19 protein-coding genes and 1 pseudogene are annotated in these 18141 nt (G+C 64.7%); 9 read left to right on the top strand and 11 right to left on the bottom strand.

The window, feature by feature from the left end:
- Window positions 1-8: 8 nt before the first annotated feature.
- Genes ACJEIK_RS02775 through ACJEIK_RS02785 form a run of 3 tightly spaced genes read right to left on the bottom strand, consistent with a single transcriptional unit; the run spans window position 9 to window position 1507 of the window.
- Window positions 9-389 (bottom strand): metalloregulator ArsR/SmtB family transcription factor, encoded by a 381-nt coding sequence (locus ACJEIK_RS02775; protein ID WP_212813416.1) that lies wholly within the window; start codon window positions 387-389, stop codon window positions 9-11.
- Window positions 317-499: a hypothetical protein gene (locus tag ACJEIK_RS02780; RefSeq protein WP_213020323.1), complete on the bottom strand. Its 183-nt coding sequence runs from the start codon at window positions 497-499 to the stop codon at window positions 317-319. Before ACJEIK_RS02780 ends, ACJEIK_RS02775 begins: the two co-directional genes overlap by 73 nt.
- 6 nt (window positions 500-505) lie before the next feature.
- The gene (locus ACJEIK_RS02785; RefSeq protein WP_212813414.1) at window positions 506-1507 is read right to left on the bottom strand and encodes a DUF6602 domain-containing protein; all 1002 of its coding nucleotides are present in this window, start codon (window positions 1505-1507) and stop codon (window positions 506-508) included.
- 655 nt (window positions 1508-2162) lie between these two features.
- Between ACJEIK_RS02785 and pstS the strand changes: the two genes are divergently transcribed.
- The 4 genes from pstS to ACJEIK_RS02805 all read left to right on the top strand — a co-directional run bounded on the left by pstS (window position 2163) and on the right by ACJEIK_RS02805 (window position 6117).
- Window positions 2163-3248: a phosphate ABC transporter substrate-binding protein PstS gene (gene pstS, locus ACJEIK_RS02790; RefSeq protein ID WP_212814984.1), complete on the top strand. Its 1086-nt coding sequence runs from the start codon at window positions 2163-2165 to the stop codon at window positions 3246-3248.
- A 161-nt stretch (window positions 3249-3409) separates the two neighbouring features.
- Window positions 3410-4099, top strand: coding sequence for a hypothetical protein (locus tag ACJEIK_RS02795; RefSeq protein WP_409431006.1), 690 nt, complete (start codon window positions 3410-3412; stop codon window positions 4097-4099).
- Window positions 4084-4449: a hypothetical protein gene (locus ACJEIK_RS02800; protein WP_212813408.1), complete on the top strand. Its 366-nt coding sequence runs from the start codon at window positions 4084-4086 to the stop codon at window positions 4447-4449. Before ACJEIK_RS02795 ends, ACJEIK_RS02800 begins: the two co-directional genes overlap by 16 nt.
- 201 nt (window positions 4450-4650) lie before the next feature.
- Window positions 4651-6117, top strand: a complete 1467-nt coding sequence (locus ACJEIK_RS02805; protein WP_212813405.1) for a hypothetical protein — start codon at window positions 4651-4653, stop codon at window positions 6115-6117.
- A 77-nt stretch (window positions 6118-6194) separates the two neighbouring features.
- Here ACJEIK_RS02805 and ACJEIK_RS02810 read toward each other — a convergent pair whose 3' ends face one another.
- Both ACJEIK_RS02810 and ACJEIK_RS02815 read right to left on the bottom strand, forming a co-directional pair.
- Entirely contained in the window at window positions 6195-6509 is a 315-nt protein-coding gene (locus ACJEIK_RS02810) for a helix-turn-helix domain-containing protein (protein WP_212814983.1), read from the bottom strand.
- A gap of 759 nt (window positions 6510-7268) precedes the next feature.
- Window positions 7269-7625 (bottom strand): hypothetical protein, encoded by a 357-nt coding sequence (locus tag ACJEIK_RS02815; RefSeq protein WP_409431007.1) that lies wholly within the window; start codon window positions 7623-7625, stop codon window positions 7269-7271.
- Window positions 7626-7915: 290 nt separating this feature from the next.
- On the opposite strand from ACJEIK_RS02815, the pseudogene ACJEIK_RS02820 reads away from it, so the two are divergent.
- Together ACJEIK_RS02820 and pstB are read left to right on the top strand one after the other, a co-directional pair.
- Window positions 7916-8206: pseudogene (locus ACJEIK_RS02820) on the top strand (phosphate ABC transporter, permease protein PstA); the annotation flags it as partial.
- A gap of 16 nt (window positions 8207-8222) precedes the next feature.
- Entirely contained in the window at window positions 8223-8999 is a 777-nt protein-coding gene (pstB, locus tag ACJEIK_RS02825; RefSeq protein ID WP_409431008.1) for a phosphate ABC transporter ATP-binding protein PstB, read from the top strand.
- A gap of 301 nt (window positions 9000-9300) precedes the next feature.
- On the opposite strand, the gene ACJEIK_RS02830 is transcribed toward pstB, so the two are convergent.
- Entirely contained in the window at window positions 9301-10275 is a 975-nt protein-coding gene (locus tag ACJEIK_RS02830; protein ID WP_409431009.1) for a zinc-binding alcohol dehydrogenase family protein, read from the bottom strand.
- A gap of 69 nt (window positions 10276-10344) precedes the next feature.
- On the opposite strand from ACJEIK_RS02830, the gene ACJEIK_RS02835 reads away from it, so the two are divergent.
- The gene (locus tag ACJEIK_RS02835; protein ID WP_409431010.1) at window positions 10345-10857 is read left to right on the top strand and encodes a MarR family winged helix-turn-helix transcriptional regulator; all 513 of its coding nucleotides are present in this window, start codon (window positions 10345-10347) and stop codon (window positions 10855-10857) included.
- Here the strand turns inward: ACJEIK_RS02835 and phoU are convergent.
- The 5 genes from phoU to ACJEIK_RS02860 form a co-directional block, all read right to left on the bottom strand.
- The gene (phoU, locus tag ACJEIK_RS02840) at window positions 10854-11522 is read right to left on the bottom strand and encodes a phosphate signaling complex protein PhoU (RefSeq protein ID WP_061002051.1); all 669 of its coding nucleotides are present in this window, start codon (window positions 11520-11522) and stop codon (window positions 10854-10856) included. The genes ACJEIK_RS02835 and phoU overlap by 4 nt on opposite strands.
- A gap of 78 nt (window positions 11523-11600) precedes the next feature.
- The gene (locus tag ACJEIK_RS02845; protein ID WP_409431011.1) at window positions 11601-13676 is read right to left on the bottom strand and encodes an LCP family protein; all 2076 of its coding nucleotides are present in this window, start codon (window positions 13674-13676) and stop codon (window positions 11601-11603) included.
- A gap of 2 nt (window positions 13677-13678) precedes the next feature.
- Window positions 13679-14764, bottom strand: a complete 1086-nt coding sequence (dusB, locus tag ACJEIK_RS02850; protein ID WP_409431012.1) for a tRNA dihydrouridine synthase DusB — start codon at window positions 14762-14764, stop codon at window positions 13679-13681.
- Window positions 14765-14838: 74 nt separating this feature from the next.
- Complete coding sequence (locus ACJEIK_RS02855) at window positions 14839-15840, bottom strand: acyl-ACP desaturase (protein ID WP_061002045.1); 1002 nt, start codon at window positions 15838-15840, stop codon at window positions 14839-14841.
- A 132-nt stretch (window positions 15841-15972) separates the two neighbouring features.
- Complete coding sequence (locus ACJEIK_RS02860) at window positions 15973-16560, bottom strand: TetR/AcrR family transcriptional regulator (protein ID WP_133428295.1); 588 nt, start codon at window positions 16558-16560, stop codon at window positions 15973-15975.
- Window positions 16561-16629: 69 nt separating this feature from the next.
- Here ACJEIK_RS02860 and ACJEIK_RS02865 point away from each other — a divergent pair, with 69 nt between their 5' ends.
- Window positions 16630-17637: an oxygenase MpaB family protein gene (locus ACJEIK_RS02865; RefSeq protein WP_267324636.1), complete on the top strand. Its 1008-nt coding sequence runs from the start codon at window positions 16630-16632 to the stop codon at window positions 17635-17637.
- A 110-nt stretch (window positions 17638-17747) separates the two neighbouring features.
- Window positions 17748-18113 (top strand): group I truncated hemoglobin, encoded by a 366-nt coding sequence (locus ACJEIK_RS02870; RefSeq protein WP_135357912.1) that lies wholly within the window; start codon window positions 17748-17750, stop codon window positions 18111-18113.
- Window positions 18114-18141: the final 28 nt, after the last annotated feature.

The raw sequence follows: 18141 nt of genomic DNA on the forward strand, positions 1-18141 counted from the left end.
GGTATCGGTCACAGGGTCACCTCGGTGGAAACGTCGATGTCGATGGGGGCGAAGAAAGCGGACAGGCCGATCAGGGCTTCGGGGACCACGGAGTAGTACACCCATGACGCCCGGCGTTGCGATGTGAGCAGGCCGGCGTCGCGGAGGACCTTCAGATGATGCGAAATCGTGGGTTGGCCGACGTCAAGGCCGTCGGAGACATCGCACACGCACGCCTCGCCGCCAGCGCGGGTGGCGACTGCACTGAACAGACGCAGTCGTACCGGATCGGCCAATGCCTTGAGTTTGACTGCCATCTCCGTGGCAGCCGCTGTGGTCAGCGGCTCGCGAAGAAGTGATGTGGTTTCGCAGCAGGCGTCAGCGTCGACCCCTGCCGGTGAATTCGACATTCATCGATATTGACAGAGATCGATACCGCCTGCCAAGCGAACAGTTCATGAACGCCTGCGACGTGGACCTCGGCAAGGACGACGTTGAGGCCGGCCTTCCTGGCGGGCACCCGGCCTTAGTAGGACCACGGCTCACTGTTGCGGTATCGATCGGCAATAGTCGCTGGGGCGACATCAGCGAGTTTGTATGGACCGGGCCCGGTATTGAGACCACCCTTGGTCTCCACCGTCTTGGTCATGCGGAGGCCGTCTGCCAACGGTTTGAGAGTTGGGTCGTTGAGCGCCAGGCGATTCCACAACAGGCCGATGAAGTTGGTCAACGGCGACAGGGTCGTCTGCTCATAGTCGTGCCGCATACCCGACAAGACAAGCGATTGAGCCTGGGCGCTTCCCGTGAAAGCGATCATTGCTTCTTCCGGCCATTTCTGCCGCGCGATAAATCGCTCAGGCAGTACCGCAGTTGTCCGGCCCCAGGTCGCTAGGTCGGCTACGCACAGAAGATCGAGCCCCTCGCGCGGCGACAGCACCAGGTCTCGATCGAACTCGTTGGTGATGTCTTTGACGTTGTCTTTCGGTGTGCTGCCTGGGTTCTTCCAGTTATGGGATTCGGCGAGCAGTCCGTAGAACACAGGCGGTATCAGATAGGACTGCAGGCCGTCTCCACGTATCCGTATCCCCCGACGGAGCGCGATGCCCTCTTTGTAGGCCTCTTCAATGTCGTTTCGCCCGATGGTGCGCCTGACGCTAAAAGCCGCAGCTACACCCGAGGCAAGAATGTAGTTCTTCTTTCGCATCTTCTCCGGATAGTGAGGGTGATAGACAACGACGTCGGTTTCCTTGGGGAGCGACGTACCCTCGTCGTTTTCGAGCAAGATGTACTTCCGCTTCGCAACCTCGTACTGCGGCGGCAGCCAATCGGTGAGTACGACGTCCCAGAGTGACTCGACTACGTGCCCCGTCTCCTGGGTGCGCCCCTTGGTCTGGGCCATCTTCTGCTCGCGCTCGTAATCCCTGACGATCGAGTCGTTCACATCGGTCAGCCACTCGTGGTGTTTGTGGATCATGTCCCGAGCGTAGTGAGATGCTCCGACGCTTTTGACGAGCTTGACAATATCCATCTATTTTCAACGTTCGTAGTCAATCGCGTAGCTTGCGCACACGAGATTCGACGTCCAGGGAAGTGAACCTGCGGATCGCTCGAAGTGGTTCTATGGCGAAATGCTCTCGGGCACTTAGTGATTGATGGGCGCGCGTCGCGAGATGTGCCCAATCTCGCCCTTGGTGGTCCGCGCTCCAGATCTGTTCGCAGCGGCCGGAGCCTAACCACGCGCAGCGACAACCACGGCGTTCTTGCTGCGGACATTCAACCGAGCGCGGCTGATGCGTCGCGGCAGGTCGGCTGCTGGTGACGACCGAGGGTATGCGTGATGAACGCTGCATGACACTGTCGGGTGCGCACCTGCTGCGTCTTGACCCGGTAGCTATGTCAGTGAATATTGACTCAATGATGGTTGAGCAATTATCGGGGTGGTGCAGCGGCACGGGGGCTGCGGGCCGTTCATGGGTGATCGGGGCAGCGGGCAGCATCGCATTGGCCGGCCTGTGTGCTCGACGTTGTTCACTCGCAGGCCTTAATCCCGTTAGGCGGCTGCACCGGCCACGCGTCACCCGCCCCGTTCACCGCGATGCCCACCGCGATGCCCACCGACGCGGTGCCGCGCGCTCGGCGCGTCAATCCACCAACCGGTACCTGATCGAGGAGTCGACATGTTGATGAACCCCGCCAAAGCTGGTGCTATCGCCAGCCTGATCGCCGTCTCTGCCCTCGGCTTGTCCTCATGCGCCAGGACGCCGGTCCAGCCTTACGCGCAGAACGCCACCATTGACTGCGGAGGCAAACAGGGCCTGGTGGCCAGCGGTTCCACGGCGCAAGCCAACGCGATGACCCGCTTCATCGCCAGCTACCAGAAGGCGTGCCCCGGCCAGACATTGACCTACACCTCCAACGGATCAGGCGCTGGCGTCCGCGAATTCGTTGCCGGGAAAACCGATTTCGGCGCATCCGACTCTCCGCTTCGCGACCAGGAATACACTACTGCCAAAGGGCGGTGCAACGGCGCGGACGCGTGGAACCTGCCCGTGGTCTTCGGGCCTCTGGCGGTGACGTTCAACCTCAAGGACGTCAACGTGCTGACCCTCGATGCGCCCACCATCGCCAGGATCTTCATCGGTGCTATCACCCGCTGGAACGATCCGGCCATCACCGCGCTCAACGGGCAGATGCCCGCCGAAGACATCCACGTGGTCTACCGCAGTGATGACTCGGGCACCACCGACAACTTCCAGCAGTACCTGCAGGCCGCTTCCGGCGGCGTGTGGAACCGGGGCGCGGGCAAGGCATTTCACGGCGGCACCGGCCAGGGGGCAGCCGGGAACGAAGGCACCTCAGCGGCGGTCGCCAAAACCGAAGGCGCCATCAGCTACAACGAATGGTCCTATGCCCTCAACCAGAACATGGCCGCCGCCGACATCAAAACACCTGCCGGCATCGTCCACATCGGCGACGACTGGGTCGGCAAGACCCTCGCCGACGCCAAGATCACCGGCAACGGCGACGACCTGACCGTCGACCTCTCGGCGATCTACAACACCACGACAAAGGGCGTGTACCCGATCATGTTGGCCAGCTACGAAATCGTCTGCTCCAAGAACCCCGACGCCCAGGTCGGCAAGGCCGTCAAGGCGTTCCTGCAGTCCACCACGACCGTCGGGCAGACCGACCTGACCAAGAGTGGCTACATCCCGCTGCCCCCGGAATTTCAATCCAAAGTGGCTGCCGCCGTGAACAAACTCACCTAACGCCAAACCCGAGCAGCGCGACCCACACGAACGGCCAACGCCTCCCGGGCATGCGCTCGACCGTGTGCGGCCGTGGCGATGGATCAGCACCGAAGGCCACCGGGGCGACCGCGATGGAGAACTAGAATGCGTCAGCATCGAGACGTCATGGGGCCTGGAGTGTGAGCCATGCACGAAAATTGCCTGCGATCGCACGAAACTCGTCGCGTCAGGCGAGTTTCGTGACGCCGGCCGAGGCCATCGAGCAGCGTGCCGCCGGCATCATCAGCACCGACGAGATGATGCAGAGTCTGTTGAGCTGGTCTTACACCTTCGGTGACGTCGCTCGTGTCGATGGCGTTGCCACCGACGCCTGGATCCGTGGTGACTGGGACTGCGTGGAAATGGCCTTCTATGTCGATAAGCTGACCGACGACGAGTTCGAGCGCGTGGCCGAGTATGCCCGCCTTCAGTTGCCGGCGGCTGGGCACGAGCAGCGGCTCACGGGTAGCGCCTTTACCGCGCAGGACGTCGCGGCAGGACTGGAGCTCAACTATGCCCAGGTCCACCACATGCGGATGGCACGCCAGCTCTGGGCGGTCTCGGATGGGCAGTCGTGGCGATTCCCGGCAGCCCAATTCGATATCGACATCGTGGCCTGGCGGCCGATCCGTCAGATCAGCGGCCTCGCTGACGTGCTGGCCGCGCTGCCAGCTGACCTACGTCCGGTAGCGATCGAAGGCTTTCTGTACACGCCGCAACCGGACCTTGTCCGTGGCCGGGCTCAATCGACTCTGGCCTGGCTGCGCGGCGGCGGTGATATCGACGCGGCGGTACGCGCCGCGCGGGCTTATCCGTGGTACGGCCGCTGAGTACCGAACCGACGGGCGTCGTTTTCTACCTCGCCAAGGACGGTGACCGCACCATCGCTCTGGTCGCCGAGCGCGACGGCAGACTGTTCTGCTACATCCCCAACGTCGACGCCTTCGTCTACAACAAGCCGATGAGCGTCGACTTCCTGATCGACCGCAGCCGCCGATACGACCAGATCAACACCGCCGACGCCGCACGGATCATCGGTGAGGGCCGCATCGGCAGAATCGACGGCGGCGAGTACGTCACGCTATGGGAGTGGGCAACATCTGAGCCACTGCGGATGAATCCGGAGGCGGTGCTCGGCGCGCCGGATCCCGAAGAACCGAGAAAGCGCCCGCACCGATGACCAACGCACGTTGAGCTTGCCGCGGGCGGCGGTCTTCGCAGGGGCGCAGCCGCCCTCCGACACGGCCGTTGGATACCCCAAGAGTCCGAGAAGCCGGAGTGCGTCCTGATATGAAATCTGGGTGCCGCAGCGTCGCAAACCGCCCACCGAACGGGACTGGATGCAGGCCCCCGTCAACGCGTGGCCACAGGTGCTGGTCCCGTGAAGATCGATGTGCCCGCTCAGATGTTTGGCGGCGACCCGGCGGGGTTCATTGAGCACTTGGGCTTGCGCATCACCGGTCGCCCATCGCCCTCTGAGACCGTCTGGGACATCGCCGCACCTGCGGCAACGCTGGTCGCGGGACAGACGCTGCACGGTCCGGCGCTCAAGCGCAGCAGATTCGATGTCTCAACGGCACCGGAGCCTTCGGTGCCGGGCGGCGTGCCGGCCGAACTGGCCGGCAGATTCGAACAGCTCGCCGCACTCCTTGACGAACACCCAACGCTGCCTTCGCGATTCGACCGGATCGTCCAGACACTCATTGCAGTACCCGACGACCAAGTACCCACCGCGATCAGATGGGGCAGCAACATGCTCGCGGCCATGCCGCTGCAGAACGAGGACGGCACGACCGAGCCGCTGTTTCCTCGGCATTCGGTCCACGACATTCGCATCAGCGAGAGCGTCTACCGCTGGACCAAACTCCCCCAGGTGTTCCTCCTCCTCAAGCGCCACAGTCTGTCCGAGGTGATCGCCGCTTCCCGAACGAATTCGTTCGAGCAGGTCTTCCAGTCCTCCGGAGCCCTGCTGGAGGGCAGCGTATTTGGCGGCCTCTACTTCGCCCCGCTGCTGGGCAACCAATCCCCGCTGATGTGGGGCATCGGAGCCCCGCGCATCGGCCAGGTCATCATCTACACCTTCGGACGGCTGATCGGTGGACGAAGCGACGGCGCCAGCCGCGACGGCCTGGATTCTCTTCAACCCCTTACCCACTTCACCGCCAGCCGCGAGTTCGCAACCGGACTCCAACACGAAACCACCATGCACAAGGCAGTGTTCTCAGAGGCGGTGGACTGGTGGACCTCACGAATCAACAACGCCATCGTCGACCTCTACTCACCGACCACCTACGTCAACAGTAACGGCTTCTACGTGCCCGAAGCGCACCAACGATGGATGCTCAACTTCGAACAGCTCCTGGTGCGTATCGCGGCAATACTGCGTCACCCTCGCGATCAAGCGGCCCAACTGACCTTGCTGTTCCCGGCGATGGACATGCTCGCAGACAGCTTGATCAGGAGCAGCGGCATCGGCCAGCTCATGACTCCCACCCGCATCCGCAAGCGTATCGTTGCCATAGAACAGCATGTGCCCCAACGTATTAGGCAACTCATCATGGAGCCCGCCCACCGTGCTCTGGCCGCGGCAGAACACGTCGCCGACGAGTTCTTCGTCGAAAGCCTCAACGCGGACGCCACTACCGAGTCGCGGCTCACCACGCTGTGGAACGCCAGGCGCAACGCCACCCACGGCTTCAACAGCAACGCGGAAATCCTCGCCGAGCACAGTGGGCGACTGCCCTCCGACATCGTGCTGGTGCCGATGGTGTACCTGTTGGACATCCTGACCGACCGGCAGTATCTGCTCAGGCACATCGAGAGCAGTTGCGCACGGAATCCGGCATAGCCACCGGACAACCGCGGACGACCCACCCACGCCGCGGCTGCCCGAGTCGGCCGACTGCCGGAGCATCGAAGCGCGAGTTATTCCGCCGGGGGCAGTTCCAGTTCAACAACGGCGCCGTCGCCGACCATCAGAAACTCATGGGGCGAGACTTCAAGGGCGGCGGCTAGATCGAACAAGCGCTCATAGAGCAGGCCGCTCTTGCCGAGTTCCACGTCGACCAGCAGGTTTCGCGAAAACCCGGAGCGTAGTGCCAGAGCTTCCTGAGTTAGACCGCGACGGGTACGCACTTGGCGGATCCGCTGTCCCACAAGGGCGCGAGCCCGGGCCCACTCTGCAACGCGTTCTGGGTCGGACTGATCTCGCGGTTTCGGCACCCAACCAAGTAGCAGCATCGCACCACCAAAGGTCTGCCAAGCTAGCTTGGCATGAGATCTATACTTTGCCGGGTCGCGAATGAGAGGGAAGTAACGAATGCCGGATAGTGCCAGTGCAAAGAGGGGTCGCAGTGGATCGGAAACGCGACAGCGCACCGATACCGTGACCCTTCGGCTTCTACCGGCGGAAGGTGCTGCGCTCAGCATCTTGGCGAAGAAGCATGGACACGCGAGCCGCCAAGCGCTAATACTTGCTGCGCTGCAGCCGCTCATTTCTGATTCTTCGCAAACGCCGTCGTAATCGGCTGTACCATGCGCTATTCCGGCGGCGTGCCCTCCACGATCATCGCGGGACGGGCGTATTCCATCGCTTCGGCTAGGGTGCGACGATGATGAAAGCACATGAAACGTCAGCTGTTTCGGTATTTCGATGAGGAGAACGTTGCCACGTAACGTGCAGTATCCAGTCGCCGAGCCGTCGTCGATGTGGCCAGATACGTGATACTGCGCCACATCTGCGAAGTGTGCGGTATCGAAGAACACCTCACGCCCGAAGCGGCCCACGAAGCCGGCTGGGACTACCCGCCGAAAATGGGCACATTCGGCGTGATCAGCCCACGAACCTGCCCCAATTGCGTGGTCAACCAGACTCTGTGGTGGGCGGTCGTGGTTGAGAAATGCACAGTCGACATGCTCACTACGCGCCAGCGAGAAACGTTCGTCCGGATCACCGGCGAGCCTGGCAACATCACAGTCCCGTAGATCGGTCGGACGCATTCATTCGTTGTGTCCCAACGCTTCACGGCGCTCCTCGTCCGGGAGTAAGCCGCCCATCGGTGACGCTTCACGCATTTCGATTGCGTGGCGATGCAGGCCAATCAATGCGAGGCGCAGTGCCGCCAGATCGTTGCTCTCCACGATGCGTTGCCGACAGTCGAGGTTCGCAATGTGAGGCTGGCCGTGAACACCGGTGCGCAAGCGTGCGATGTTGGCGAGGATGGTCAATGCCCAATCGCCGAGTGACGATTCGGTTAGGTCTGTAGCGAGCTGGCGATGGACAAGCCACGAGCGCCGCTCGGATCGGGTCAGTTCGACATCGTCAACGTGGCGCATCGGCTCGCTGGCCTCGACCATAAGTTCCTCCAGATGAACGTCCCGAGCTGAACGCCTCACCATGCTGGCGCTCAACGGGTTTCACGGCTGAATCGGCGTTCACTGACGAGCTGAAGGTGAAGGCTGGCCCTCGGTCATAGACGGCGCTGCTCGCCGCCTCAGTCAAACGGTCTTGCTTGAAGCGGTGCTCAAGGAGCGACACACGTCGCCCCTGGTGCTGTTGTAGACGGATCAAGGCACGATATAGCTGTTGAAGTGTACGTTCGATGCTACAAGCGATGATGTGTACAACAGAAAAAAGTAGCGAAAGAATATCGGGCATCGTGACCGGCATCATGTTGTCGCTGGCCCGCGTCATGGGCGAGACGGCCCCGCTGCTGGTCCTGGTGGGCTACGCGCAGGCCATGAATTTCGACATGTTCGGCGGCTTCATGGGTTCGCTGCCGGGCATGATGTACGACCAGATCGGCGCCGGTGCCGGCGCCAACGAGGTCCCCACCGACCGGATGTGGGGCGCGGCGCTGACCCTGGTGCTGCTCATCGCGTTGCTGAATGTGGCAGCGCGGCTGGGCGCCAAGTTCTTTGCCCCGAAGAAAGTTTGAGCAGGAGTACGGGATAATGGCCAAGCGTCTGGATCTCAAAGATCTCAACATCTACTACGGTTCGTTCCACGCCGTGCAGAGCGTCAGCCTGTCGGTGGAGCCGCGCAGCGTGACTGCGTTCATCGGGCCGTCGGGCTGCGGAAAGTCGACGGTGCTGCGCACCCTCAACCGCATGCACGAGGTGATCCCGTGCGCTCGCGCCACGGGCTCGGTCCTGCTCGACGGTGACGACATCTACGCCCCCGGCGTCGACCCCGTCGGCGTGCGCAAGACCATCGGCATGGTGTTCCAGCGCCCGAACCCGTTCCCCACCATGTCCATTCGCGACAACGTGGTGGCCGGCCTGAAGCTGCAGGGCGTGCGCAACAAGAAGACGCTCGACGAGGTCGCCGAGCGGTCACTCAAGGGCGCCAACCTCTGGAATGAGGTCAAGGACCGGCTGGAAAAGCCCGGTGGTGGCCTCTCCGGCGGTCAGCAGCAGCGGCTGTGCATCGCGCGGGCCATCGCTGTGCAGCCCGACGTGCTGCTGATGGATGAGCCGTGCTCGGCGCTGGATCCGATCTCGACGCTCGCCATCGAGGACCTGATCGCAGAACTGAAGCAGGACTTCACGATTGTGATCGTCACGCACAACATGCAGCAGGCGGCGCGCGTCAGCGACCAGACCGCGTTCTTCAATCTCGAGGCCACCGGTAAGCCGGGGCAGCTCATCGAGATCGACGACACCGAGAAGATCTTCTCCAACCCGTCCAAGAAGGCCACCGAGGACTACATCTCCGGCCGCTTCGGTTAGGTCGCCTTTTTCGCGGGCAGACGCCCGCAAATGAAGTGCTCCCCACGAGCTGGACTGAAAGTTGGTTCTGGGGAGCACTTTTGAATCGTGCTCACGTCCCAACGGGCAGCGGCGCGACAGCTCGACGGGAGCCCAGTGACAGAAGTACGTGGCTTCAATCACCATGCGGCCCAGCGGCCCTGATTGAACACAAGTACGTTTTCAGGCTGGCAGAGGTGCCTGAGTTCAATCACCGCCGGCATCTTCCCGCCGCGATTGAACTCAGGGACTTGTCCGCCCTATCCGGCAAGTCGAACGACCTCTACGGCGTGATGACGACTCGGGTGCCGGAGGGTTCCTTTGCCGCCCAGACGTTTTCGATGTCGGCGAGCGGGCGGGCAACGGTGGTCAGATGCAGTTCGCCGGAGTCGAGCATCGCGAACATCCGGGGCAGACCTTCGGTGCGGGCGCGCTGCAGCGCCTCGGGCGGGACGCTGCCGATACCCACGCCTTGGAGCGTGATTCCGGTGCTGCGCAAGTTCGCAGCGTCGATCTGGATGCTCGCACCGGTCATGGAACCGACCTGGATGAACCGCGTGGCGTGGAAATGGGCCGACGGATGCGCGGCGGCCAGGGCGTCGAGCGTCTGCTGTGCGGACGTGCCCCACAGGTAGTCGATGACGGCGTCGAACGGCCGCGCCGAGTGTTGGGCGACAACGCTTTCCGTGAGATCGTCGGTTCCGAGCGCGATGACGTCGTCGGCCCCGACGGTGCGGAGCCACTCCAGTCGCTCAGGGTTGCGGCCGGCGACCACGACGTGTCCCGCCCCGAACACGAACTTGGCCAACTGCACGGCAATCGATCCCGTGACGCCGGTGGCGCCGAGGACCAGCACGTGGTCGCCGGGTTTGGTCTGGGCGGCGTAGTCGAGGCTCATCCACGCCGACATGCCGGGATTGGGCACCGCGGCGGCGGTGACCGAGTCGACGTGTTCGGGAACCGGGACCGCGTCGCCGGGGTCGACGAGGGTGCGTTCGGCCATCAGTCCGTACGGGGCGAGCGACGCGGTGTAGACGCGGGAGCCGTCATCGAGGCGGGCGACACCGTCGACCCCTGCGATGGCGGGGAGCTGAATTTCCTTGCTGCTGTAGTGCTTTCCCATGATCAGCATGCGGCTGAGGTTGGTCAGCGCCGACGCCTCCACGTCGGCGACGACGGCGCCCTCGCGTGGCTGGGGTTCGGGGAAGTCCAGATACCGGGGCTCCTGGCCCCACTCGTGCACGACCGCTGCCTTCATGTGCGCTCCTCAAAATAGTTTCTTCGGAAACTATATGCCGCGTGCCGGCGGGATGGCAAGATGGTTTCCGTGAAAACCAAGTCGGCGCTGATCACCGAGATCAGTGCACTGGTGACGGCGGTCGGGGACAAGTTCGACACCGACGAGAGCGATGCCGAACGGGACTTCCTCGCCGAACACTGCCCTGCGCGGCTGGAACGCACCGTGCGTGAGCTGCCCACCCTCAGCCTGCACCTGCTGGCGGAGCTCGCCGAAGGGCCGATCAGCGTGGTGGGCCTGGCGGCGCGCGCCGATCAGCTCAAGGGCACGGTGTCCAAGCATGTGCAGCGCCTGGTCGACGCCGGTCTGGTCAGCCGCTCACCGGTGCCGGGCAACCGCAAAGAACTGCAGCTGAGCCCCACTGAGGACGGAAAAACCCTCATCGAGGTACACCAGCGCATGCACGACGAGATAGACGCCGGCCGACACCACTTCCTGTCGCGCTATCCGGCGGCGGAACTGTCGGTACTGGCGAAGATGCTGCAGGACCTGCTGGCGGCCGATCGGGACGGGGTGCGGCTGGTACCCGCCGAGCAGGGCTAGTGGATGGTCGGCAGGCCGTCGTCGTCGGAGAAACGGCCGGTGACCTGGAAGATCACCCGGCGCGCGACCTCGACGGCGTGGTCGGCGAAGCGCTCGTAGAAGCGGCTCAGCAGCGTCACGTCGACCGCCGCGGTCACGCCGTGCTTCCACTCGCGGTCCATCATCACGCTGAACAGATGACGGTGCAGGTCATCCATCGCGTCGTCTTCTTCCTGGATGCGGGCCGCGCGCTCGGGGTCCTGGGTGAGCAGTACCTCTTGCGCGGTGTTGCCCAATTCGACTGCCAGGCGGCCCATTTCGGCGAAGTAGCCGTTGACCTCCTCGGGCAGCGCGTGCTGCGGGTGCCGGCGCCGGGCGATCTTGGCGACGTGCAGCGCCAGCGCGCCCATGCGGTCGACGTCGGCGACGATCTGGATGGAGCCGACGACGGACCGCAGGTCACCGGCAACCGGGGATTGCAGGGCCAGCAGGACGAAGGCCTGCTCCTCGGCGTGGGCGCTCAGGGTGGCGATCTGCTCGTGATCGGAGATGACCTGCTCGGCCAGCACCAGGTCGGCCTGCAGCAGGGCCTGGGTCGCGCGCTCCATGGCAACGCCGGCCAGTCCGCACATCTCGCCCAGGCGGTTGGTCAGGCCTTCAAGCTGCTCGTGGTACGCGGTACGCATGGGCTCCAGACTACTTTCTGGCCCTTGGACATGCCGTGATCTGGCAATGAACGGCCGGTGAATGGGACAGGTCAGATGCTATTTGCACGTGGTGTCGGCTGCATTGGTGATGCTGAGGTCTTCCGGCAGCTTGGTGGGCTCTCCGGACAGGCTGCCGTGGGTCACCCGCATCTGTGCTGCTGAGCCGCTGGCCGCCGGGGTTCCCACCGCGGTGAAATCGGTCCCCAGCACCACCCGCACCACGTCTCCCAGGCCAGACACCCGTTCGACGTGGGCGCCCGGCAAGGTGGACGCCACGGTCGCGGCGGCCTGTTCGTGCCCTGCCGAGAAGAACACCGTCGTCGACGTCACCTGGCCCTGGTAGTCGTCCGGCGAGTTGACGGTGAAGCCCTGCTGCTCGAGTTCCTTGGTCGCGGTCGCGGCCAGGCCGTCCTGACCGGTCGAGTTGGATACCCGGACCGTCACCTGGCTCGGGTCGGTCGTCGTGGTGTTGACGTCTTCGCCGTCCGGTGCGGCTGCGTTGGTGCTGGGCGCGGCCGACGTGGACGGCACCGGGGTCTTGTCGGCGTTGCGCTCCTCGGGCAGTGGATCGTCGTTGATGATCGCGTCGAACAGTGCGCGCATGTCGTCGACCCGCGGCGGTTCGTTGCCCTCGGAGTCGGTGACGCCGGTGGGCACCGTCACGAAGGTGACGCGGCCGGCGCTGACGCCCTGGATGGACTGGCCGAGCTGCACCAGGTCCTTGGTGGTGACGTTGTCCACAGAGGAGTCGTTGATGAACAGGTTGACGACGTTGTTGAGCTTGCCGATGTTGAAGAACGTGTCCTTGGAGATCATCGACCGCAGCAGCGACGACAGGAACATCTGCTGGCGCTTGATCCGGCCGTAGTCGCCGTTGACCTCGGTGGTGACCTGGCGGGCGCGGACATACTGCAGCGCGGTGTGGCCGTCGATGACCTGACGCCCGGAGTGCTCCAGCACGGTGCCCAGCTCGTAGTCCTCGAGCGGCGTGCTGCTGCAGACCTCGACGCCGCCGACGGCGTCGACGAGTTTGGAGAAGCCGGCGAAATCGACTGCCATGAACCGGTTCACCGACAGGCCGGACAACTTCTGGATCACCTTCACCAGGCACTTCGGCCCGCCGAACGAGTACGCCGAATTCAGCTTGGTCTCGGTGTAAACCTGGTCTGGCCCATAGCTTTTGGTGTCTTCGTCGTAGATGGGGCCGTAGCCGCCGGTCTTCGGATCCCAGGCTTCGCACTGCGTTGACTTGATGGCCAGGTCGCGCGGGAACGACACTGCCACAACACGTTTGCGGTTGGCCGGGATGTTGACCAGCATGATCGTGTCGGAGCGCGTGCCGCCCGCGTCTTCGGTGGTACCTGCGCCCATGTCGGCGTTCTGGCCGTAGCGGCTGTCCACGCCGACGATCAGGAAGTTCTCGTCACCGAACTGCGCGTTGGGGTCGACGATGTCGCGGGAGTTGAGGTCCAGCGCCGAGACCCGGTTCATGTTGTTGTTCTTGATGTTCTGCCACTGCCAGGCGGCGCCGGTCATCGACAGTGCGATGACGGCCGCCAACGCCATGAGAATGCGGCCGGCCACCGCGAACCGGTGACGGGTGTGATGATCGACAGGTGGGGGAGCGTCGGCATGCGTCGGCCGTTCCGGATTGTCGATGTAGTTCCGGACGTCGGTGCGCACCACGGCTCGCGGCCGTTCGGGCAGTTCGACGGGTTCGGCCAGCGGCGCGCCGAAAACCTCTGTGACGGGATCGGATTCGGGCCGAAGGCGGGCGGTTCGCACCGGCTCCTCGGCCGCCGGTTCCGGGATCGGCGCCGGGGCGACGGGCTCGGGCTTCGGTGCGGACCGCGGCGGCTGCGGACGCTTGACTGGCGCCGCCGGCGCCGAGGGCGCGGGTGCCTCGATGGCCGTCGCCGGCGGGACCGCGCCACCGGAGAGCCGGGCGATGAGTTCGGCGACGGTGACGCCGCCGCCGCCGTGGCTGCCGGTGATCTCGTCGTCGGGCTGTTCCGCTAAGCGACTGGCCCGTTCCCATGGCGCCCGGACCGGACCCGAGGCGCGCGTTGTGCGCGTTACCCAGGGGTTGTCGCCGTCACCCTCACCGGGGGTGGTCCGGTCGCGGTCGCTCACGTCTACCCGCCAGAGTTGACCACGTCGGCGCCGAACGGCACCGTGCAGTCGTCGGGGTCGTCCAGCCAGCCTTCGGGCAGCACCACGGAACCCGGCGACCCCTGCCGGCCTCGCGGGCCCTCTGCGCAGTCCGGGAACGGCACATCGGAATCCAGTTGGGTGAGCAGTTCGTCGAGCTCGGCCAGGGTTTTCACCAGGGCCAGGGCGCGGCGCAGATCGGCGCCGGCGGGCAGCCCGTGCAGGTACCAGGCGACGTGCTTGCGGATGTCGCGCATGCCCTTGTCCTCGCCGAAGTGGTCGGCGAGGAGTTGGCCGTGCCGGCGGATGATGTCCGCGATCTCGCCGAGCGTCGGCGGGGTGGGGCGCGGCTGGCCGTTGAAGGCCGCCGAAAGTTCGGCGAACAGCCAGGGCCGGCCCAGGCAGCCGCGGCCGATGACGACGCCGTCGCAGCCGGTCTCGGCCATCATTCGCAGGGCGTCATCGGCGTCGAAGATGTCGCCGTTGCCGAGCACGGGAACGCCGCTGACGTGGGCTTTCAGCGCGGCGATCTGGTCCCAGTCGGCGGTGCCGGAGTAACGCTGCGCGGCGGTGCGGGCATGCAGCGCGACGGCCGCCGCGCCCTCCTCGGCGGCGATACGGCCGGCATCGAGGTGGGTGTGGTGGGCGTCGTCGATCCCGACCCGGAATTTCACGGTGACCGGGATATCAGTGTTTTCGGTCGCGCGCACGGCGGCCGCGACGATCTGGCCGAACAGCTTGCGTTTGTAGGGCAGGGCCGAACCGCCGCCGCGGCGCGTCACCTTGGGCACCGGGCAGCCGAAGTTCATGTCGATGTGGTCGGCCATGTTCTCGTCGACGATCATCTTGGCCGCAGCGTACGTGGTGGCCGGGTCGACGGTGTAAAGCTGCAGCGAGCGGGGCGACTCCTCGGGCGCGAACGTCGTCATGTGCATGGTCGCGGCATTGCGCTCGACGAGGGCGCGCGCGGTGACCATCTCGCAGACGTACAGGCCGCTGACCGTGCCCACCCGGGCCAGTTCCTGCTCGCGGCACAACGTCCGGAAGGCTACGTTCGTCACACCCGCCATGGGGGCGAGGACGACCGGAGAGCGCAACGAGATCGGCCCGATCCGCAGGGATCGGGCCGTGTCTCGTTCCGGACTTACGACGCTGATGTCGACACCAGTAGGTTCTTCATCGCCTTCTTCTCGGCGACCTTGCGCTCGCGCTCCAGGCGACGTTCCTTGGCCACCTCGAACTTCGCGCAGGTGTCCTCGAGCTCGTTGATGATCCGGCCCAGGTCGTCGCGCAGTCGTGCGCCTTCACCGGTGAAGTCTTCGCGCTCGAAGATGCGCCACTTCTTGAGCACCGGCATGAGGACGTCGTCGAGGTGGATGCGCGGGTCGTAGACGCCGCCGACGGCGATGATGACGGCCTTGCGGCGGAAGTCGGGCACGGTGTACCCGGGCATCTTGAAGTTCTCGACGATGCGGTGCAGCGAGGCCATCGCCTGGTTCGGGTTGATGTCCAGGCCGGCGGCCGAGACGTCGCGGTAGAAGATCATGTGCAGGTTCTCGTCGCCGGAGATGCGCTGCAGCAGCTGGTCGGCGACGGGGTCGTTGCAGGCCTTGCCGGTGTTGCGGTGCGAGACGCGGGTGGCCAGCTCCTGGAACGAGACGTACATGACCGAGTCGAACAGGCTCTCGGCGAACAGGTCGCCCTGCAGGTTCTGGCCGGGCGAGAAGCCGCGGGTGACCTGCTCGACGCGCAGTTCCTCGAGCTCGACGGGGTCGCAGTTGCGGGTGACGACGAGGTAGTCGCGCAGGGCGATGCCGTGGCGGTTCTCCTCGGCGGTCCACCGGTTCACCCAGTAGCCCCAGGCGCCGTCCATGCCCATGTTCATCGCGATCTCGCGGTGGTAGGACGGCAGGTTGTCCTCGGTCAGCAGGTTCTGGACCATGGCGGTCTGGGCGACCTCGGAGAGCTTGGCCTGATCCGGATCCCAGTCCTGGCCGCCGAGGGCGTAGTAGTTCTTGCCCTCTTTCCAGGGGATGTAGTCGTGCGGGTTCCAGTCTTTCCGCATGCTCATGTGGCGGTCGACGAGCGTCTCGACGACCGGCTCCAGCTCGTGTAGGAGCTGCAGGTCGGTGTAGTCGGCTGTCATGGCGCCTCCCGGTGCGATGTATCTGTACCTGTTGGTAGCAGTCAGAGTATCTGTGTCGGGTAGTGACATCAAGTTGCTGTGACGCATGTCCGACCGGTGATTCTGAACTGTGATGTCGGCGCTCGTTAGGTGTTACCGGTGTGAGGGCACCCGGCTCATCAGCATGTCGACGCAGTAATCGACGAACTGCTCGCGGGTGACCGGCAGCTTGCCGCCCAGGTACCCGGTGAACAGTGCGGTGAGGGCGCCGATCAGGCTGGTGGCCTCGAGCGCCCGCCGCGCGGGATCGCCGCCGGGGAACATCTTGTGCTGCAGCAGTTCGATGAAGCTCGGCATCCAGTCCGCGCCCGAGCGGGTGAGTACGGGTTCCTGCGCCGGCGCGATGAGCAGGACGCGGCCGCGCGTGGGGTCGTCGACCATCATCGTGACGAACCGTTCGACGGCGTCGCGGGGGCTTTGCGATGTGGTCAGCGCCGCCATGGCCGTCGTGCACACCTCGTCGTACACGGCGCGGACGAAATCCTCACGGTCGGTGAAGCTCTCGTAGAAGTAGCGCTCGGTCAGGCCGGCGGTGCGGCACACCGCCCGCACCGTCGCCGCGGGGCCGTCGGCATGGCCGAGCGCGGCGATGCCGGCTTCGATGAGCGCCTCGCGACGCCGCGTCGGGCGGTCCGCCAGTGGGACGGCGGACCAGCGGCCCTGTCGTTGACCGGAAGGCACGTGACTCCTAAGCTGTGGCTGACAACGCGTGTAGTCAGGATACCCGCTGACATCCAGGAAAGAATGCCGGTGACCCAAAATACTTCCGACACATGCCCAGTGACCAGCGAATCTGCCCCCGTGGCGGCGGTCGGCTGCCCGGCTTCGCCCGGCGGCTACGACGCGGTGCCGCTGGGCCCTGACTCGCTGACGTGGAAGTACTTCGGCCAGTGGACCGGGCTGTTCCAGGGCACGTGGGCCGGCTCCATGCAGAACATGCATCCGCAGCTCGGCGCGGCGGTGGAGGAACATTCGATCTTCTTCATGGAGCGGATTCCGCGGCTCCTGCGGTCGATCTATCCGATCGGCGGCGTCGTCTTCGACGGTGACCGTGCGCCCAAGACCGGCGCCGAGGTGCGGGACTATCACATCGGGATCAAGGGCGTCGACAAGCAGGGTCGCCGCTACAGCGCGCTGAACCCCGACGTCTTCTATTGGGCCCACTCGACGTTCTTCAAATCCACTCTGCTGGCTGCCGAGAAATTCGGCGGCGGCATCTCCGAGGCCGACAAGCGACAGCTGTTCGACGAGCACGTGCAGTGGTACCGCATGTACGGCATGAGCATGCGGCCCGTGCCGAAGAGTTGGGAGGACTTCGAGGTCTACTGGGATCACATGTGCCGCAACGTCCTGGAGAACAACTATGCGGCGCGCGAGGTCATGGATTTGTCGACCATGCCCAAACATCCGTCGCTGCAATGGATTCCGGACTGGCTGTGGTCGCAGAACCTCAAGGTGATGCAGCGCTTCCTGACTTTCATGACGGTGGCCCTCTACGACCCGCCGGTGCGCGAGCTGATGGGTTACTCGTGGTCCGCGCGGCAGCAGTGGGTGCACGACCGGCTGTGCCAGGTGATCACGTTGGTCTCGAAGTACGGCCCGAAGCGCAGGCTGATGCATCCGCGCAAGCGGTCGGCGATGGACCGCGCCTCCGGCCGGCTTCCCGTCGACTCGCCGCTGGTGGAGACGCCCGCGCGTAACCTGCCGCCGCTCGAATATCGGGGTCAGCCGCAGTTCTACTGCCCAATTGTGGACTGACCCAGGCACTTTCCGTACTCGCAGCAATTCGAGGGGTCTGTGAGGCCGATTTAGTCGCTGGGTCACCGTCGAGCAATGGATAGGCAACACGGCGGGTGTTGGCTCGGTGCATGACGAGCATCTATGAGCAGATCGGAGGAGCCGAAGCGCTCGAACAGGTGGTGGCGGACTTCTACGAGCGCGTACTGGCCGACCCCGAACTCGCCGGCTTCTTCGCCGGCGCCAACATGTCACGGCTCAAAGGCCGGCAGGTCGAGTTCTTCGCCGCGGCCCTGGGTGGTCCCGAGCCCTATACCGGCGCTTCCATGCGGGACATCCACCGCGGGCGCGGCATTTCCCGGCAGCACTTCAACCTGGTGGCCGCGTATCTGAGTGAAAGCCTAGCCGCGGCGGGCGTTCCGGCACGGACCGTGCAGCGGATCATGGCCGCCATCGCGCCGCTGGCCGGCGACATCGTCACCGCCAAGAGCGCCTGACGGACCCTGCCCGCACCAGACTCGGCGG

The organism is Mycobacterium sp. SMC-16, from assembly GCF_046250085.1.
Classification (GTDB): Bacteria; Actinomycetota; Actinomycetes; order Mycobacteriales; family Mycobacteriaceae; genus Mycobacterium; species Mycobacterium phocaicum.